This window comes from Mesorhizobium sp. M7A.F.Ca.CA.004.12.1.1, from assembly GCF_003997835.1.
GTDB lineage: Bacteria > Pseudomonadota > Alphaproteobacteria > Rhizobiales > Rhizobiaceae > Mesorhizobium.
The window spans coordinates 972-4,084 of record NZ_RZRK01000559.1; the positions used below are offsets into that span (position 1 = coordinate 972).

4 protein-coding genes are annotated in these 3,113 nt (G+C 63.0%); 3 read left to right on the forward strand and 1 reads right to left on the reverse strand.

Annotated elements, in window-relative coordinates:
- The 3 genes from EN984_RS24970 to EN984_RS24980 all read left to right on the forward strand — a co-directional run.
- Positions 1 to 370: SRPBCC family protein (locus EN984_RS24970; RefSeq protein ID WP_245480111.1), on the forward strand; the 370-nt coding region annotated here is incomplete at its 5' end.
- A gap of 154 nt (positions 371 to 524) precedes the next feature.
- Positions 525 to 1,673 (forward strand): amidohydrolase, encoded by a 1,149-nt coding sequence (locus tag EN984_RS24975; protein ID WP_127272573.1) that lies wholly within the window; start codon positions 525 to 527, stop codon positions 1,671 to 1,673.
- 43 nt (positions 1,674 to 1,716) lie between these two features.
- Positions 1,717 to 2,190, forward strand: a complete 474-nt coding sequence (locus EN984_RS24980) for a VOC family protein (RefSeq protein WP_174800353.1) — start codon at positions 1,717 to 1,719, stop codon at positions 2,188 to 2,190.
- A 20-nt stretch (positions 2,191 to 2,210) separates the two neighbouring features.
- Here EN984_RS24980 and EN984_RS24985 read toward each other — a convergent pair.
- The coding region (locus EN984_RS24985) for an NADP-dependent oxidoreductase (RefSeq protein WP_164765627.1) at positions 2,211 to 3,113 on the reverse strand (903 nt) is incomplete at its 5' end.

The following is a 3,113-nucleotide window of genomic DNA, read 5'->3' on the forward strand; positions in this document are numbered from 1 at the left end:
GGACGCGCTGGCCAAGTGGCTTCCGCCAAACGGCTTCACCTGCACGGTTCATAATTTCGAGGCAAAGGTCGGCGGCACGTTCAAGATGTCGTTCCGCAATTTCACCACGGGCGACAGCCATTCCTTCGGCGGCGAGTACCTCGAACTCGTCCCGGGCGAGCGCCTGCTCTACACCGACAGGTTCGACGATCCCAATCTGCCCGGCGAGATCCGGGTCACCGTGATCTTGAAAAAAGTGTCGGTCGGCACCGAAATCGACATCACCCAGGCCGGCATTCCGGACGTCATTCCGGTCGAGGCCTGCTATCTCGGCTGGCAGGAGTCGCTCAGAAATCTGGCAAAGCTCGTCGAACCCGAAATCAATCAATAGGCTGGGGGGTGGCCGGGAGAACGGGTCGTTTCTGGCCTGCCGAAGCCTGAAACTTGGACTGTGGCGGGAACTGCCCTTTATCGCTAGCAATTCATCATCGACACCCCCTGTGACTGGGCGTGTCAATGAAGGATGCAGCGGAGGCTAAAAAGGCATGACTCTGACCAACCGAGACATCGTCGAGTTAACGGCGTGGCGGCGCCAGCTGCACCAGGCCCCGGAAATCTCGAATGAAGAGGAGAAGACGGCAAGGGAGGTTGTCGCCTTCCTCGCCGATACGGGGCCGCACAAGGTGCTGACACAACTCGGCGGGCACGGCGTCGCGGCCATATATGACAGCGGCAAAGCGGGGCCGACGGTGCTGTTCCGATCGGAACTCGATGCCTTGCCTATCGAAGAACTTTCAGGCGTACCGCATTCGTCGCGCGTGCCGGGCAAGTCGCATATGTGCGGCCATGACGGACACACCGCGATCCTGGCATCCCTCGGCCGTCAGTTGGGGCGCGAAAGGCCTGCAAGCGGCCGCGTCGTGCTGATGTTCCAGCCGGCGGAGGAAACCGGCAATGGCGCGGCAGGTGTCGTCGCCGATCCGCGCTTCGGCGAGATCGCGCCGGATTTCGCTTTCTCATTGCACAACCTGCCCGGCGTGCCATTTGGCGAGGTGCGGCTCAAAGCCGGCGTGGTCAACTGTGCTTCACGCGGCATGCGCATCGTGCTGGAGGGCAAGACCGCCCATTCGTCCATGCCGGAGACCGGCATTTCGCCGATGCTGGCGATCAGTGAGCTGATGCCGGCGCTGCCGGCGCTCGGGCGCGGGACCTTCGCCGACGACGGCTTCTCCATGCTGACGGTCACCCATGCCGCGATGGGCGAAGCCGTGTTCGGCATCTCGCCGGCTCACGCCGAGGTGTGGGCCACGCTGCGCACCCGGCGTGACGAGCGCATGGCAAACCTGTGCGCTGCTGCCGAAGCACTGGTCGCCAGGATCGCGGGCGAGCATCGCCTTTCCGTCCGCTGGGACTATCACGAGATCTTCGTCGCCAGCGTCAACGCGCCGGACGCGGTGGAGCATCTGCGGCGCGCACTTGATGAAGAGGGCGTCGCGCACGGCGAAGAAGCCCTGCCGATGCGCGCCTCTGAAGATTTCGGCCTGTTCGGCCACAGTGCCAAGTCGGCGATGTTCTTCCTCGGTGCAGGCGAGCGGCACCCTGCCTTGCACAATCCCGACTATGACTTTCCCGACGACCTGATCCCGATCGGGTCAAGGATCTTCATGCGCACGGCACGTAATTTGCTGGGCTGACCTCCGCCGACCCCAACACCGAAAGGAACACGCAATGCCAACGATGCCAAAGAACACGATTTGCCTCTGGTTCGACAAGGACGCCGAGGCTGCGGCTCGCTTCTACGCGGAGACCTTTCCCGACACCAGGGTGGGCGCCGTTCACCGTGCGCCGAGCGACTTTCCGTCCGGCAAGAAAGGCGACGTGTTGACGGTCGAATTTACCGTTGCCGGCATTCCCTGCATCGGATTGAACGGCGGCTCCACATTCAAGCAGAGCGAGGCCTTCTCGTTCCAGATCGCCACCGACGATCAGCAGGAAACCGACCGCTACTGGAACGCCATCGTCGGCAATGGCGGCCAGGAGAGCGCGTGCGGCTGGTGCAAGGACAAATGGGGCGTGTCCTGGCAAATCACGCCGCGCACGTTGACCGAGGCCATGGCGGCCGGCGGCGAGGAAGCCAAACGCGCCTTTGATGCAATGATGGAGATGACGAAGATCGACGTCGCGGCGATCGATGCAGCCCGGCGCGGCTGACCTCGATCGCAGCTGAGTTGCTATCGGACCTTGATGACGACCTTGCCCTTGGCGCGTCCTGTTTCGACATAGGCCAGCGCCTCGTTGGTCGCCTCGAAGGGAAAGACCCGATCGACGACCGGGCGGATCGCGCCGGCTTCGATGAGCGATGCGATCTTGCTCAACTGCTCGCCCTGCGCCCACATGAAGAGAAACGAGAACGTCACGCCACGGCGCTTGGCTCTCGCTCGAATACCGCGGCTCAGCAGGCGAAGCACCAGCCTCAGCACCATGTTCAGTCCCTTTTCCCTGGCGAAGTCCGGATCCGGTGGGCCGGAGATGGAGATGAGCTTGCCTCCCGGTTTCAGCACATTCAGTGACTTTTCAAGTGTCTTGGCGTCCTGGCTGTTCAAGACGACGTCGTAGCCCGACAGGACTTTTTCGAAATCGTCTTTCCTGTAGTCGACGACGACATCGGCGCCGAGCCCCTTGACCAGACCGGCACTCGCCGCGCTGGCGGTGGTCGCAACGGTCGCGCCGAGATGCTTTGCCAGTTGGATGGCGAATGTCCCCACGCCGCCGGATCCGGCTTGAATGAAGACCTTCTGTCCCCTCTTCAGGCTGGCCCTTTCGATGAGCGCCTGCCAGGCGGTCAGGCCGACCAGCGGGATCGAGGCCGCCTCCTCCATGCTGAGGTTCCCGGGCTTCAGGGCCACGTCGGCTTCATCCATGGCTATGAACTCGGCGAACGTCCCGATCCGGCCATCGCGCGGCCGCGCATAGACGTCGTCGCCGAGTTTGAACTTGCGGACTTTCGATCCCACGCGGACAACCCTCCCGGCCACGTCGTGACCCAGGATGAACGGCCGGCGATAGGGCAGGATCAGCTTGAACTCTCCGGTTTTGACCTTGGAATCGAGCAGGTTCACCGCCGCGGCGTGGAC

Excerpts from the sequence above, each read along its gene's own strand:
- EN984_RS24975 (WP_127272573.1), top strand. The coding sequence starts at position 525 with ATGACTCTGACCAACCGAGACATCGTCGAGTTAACGGCGTGGCGGCGC.
- EN984_RS24980 (WP_174800353.1), top strand. The coding sequence starts at position 1,717 with ATGCCAAAGAACACGATTTGCCTCTGGTTCGACAAGGACGCCGAGGCT.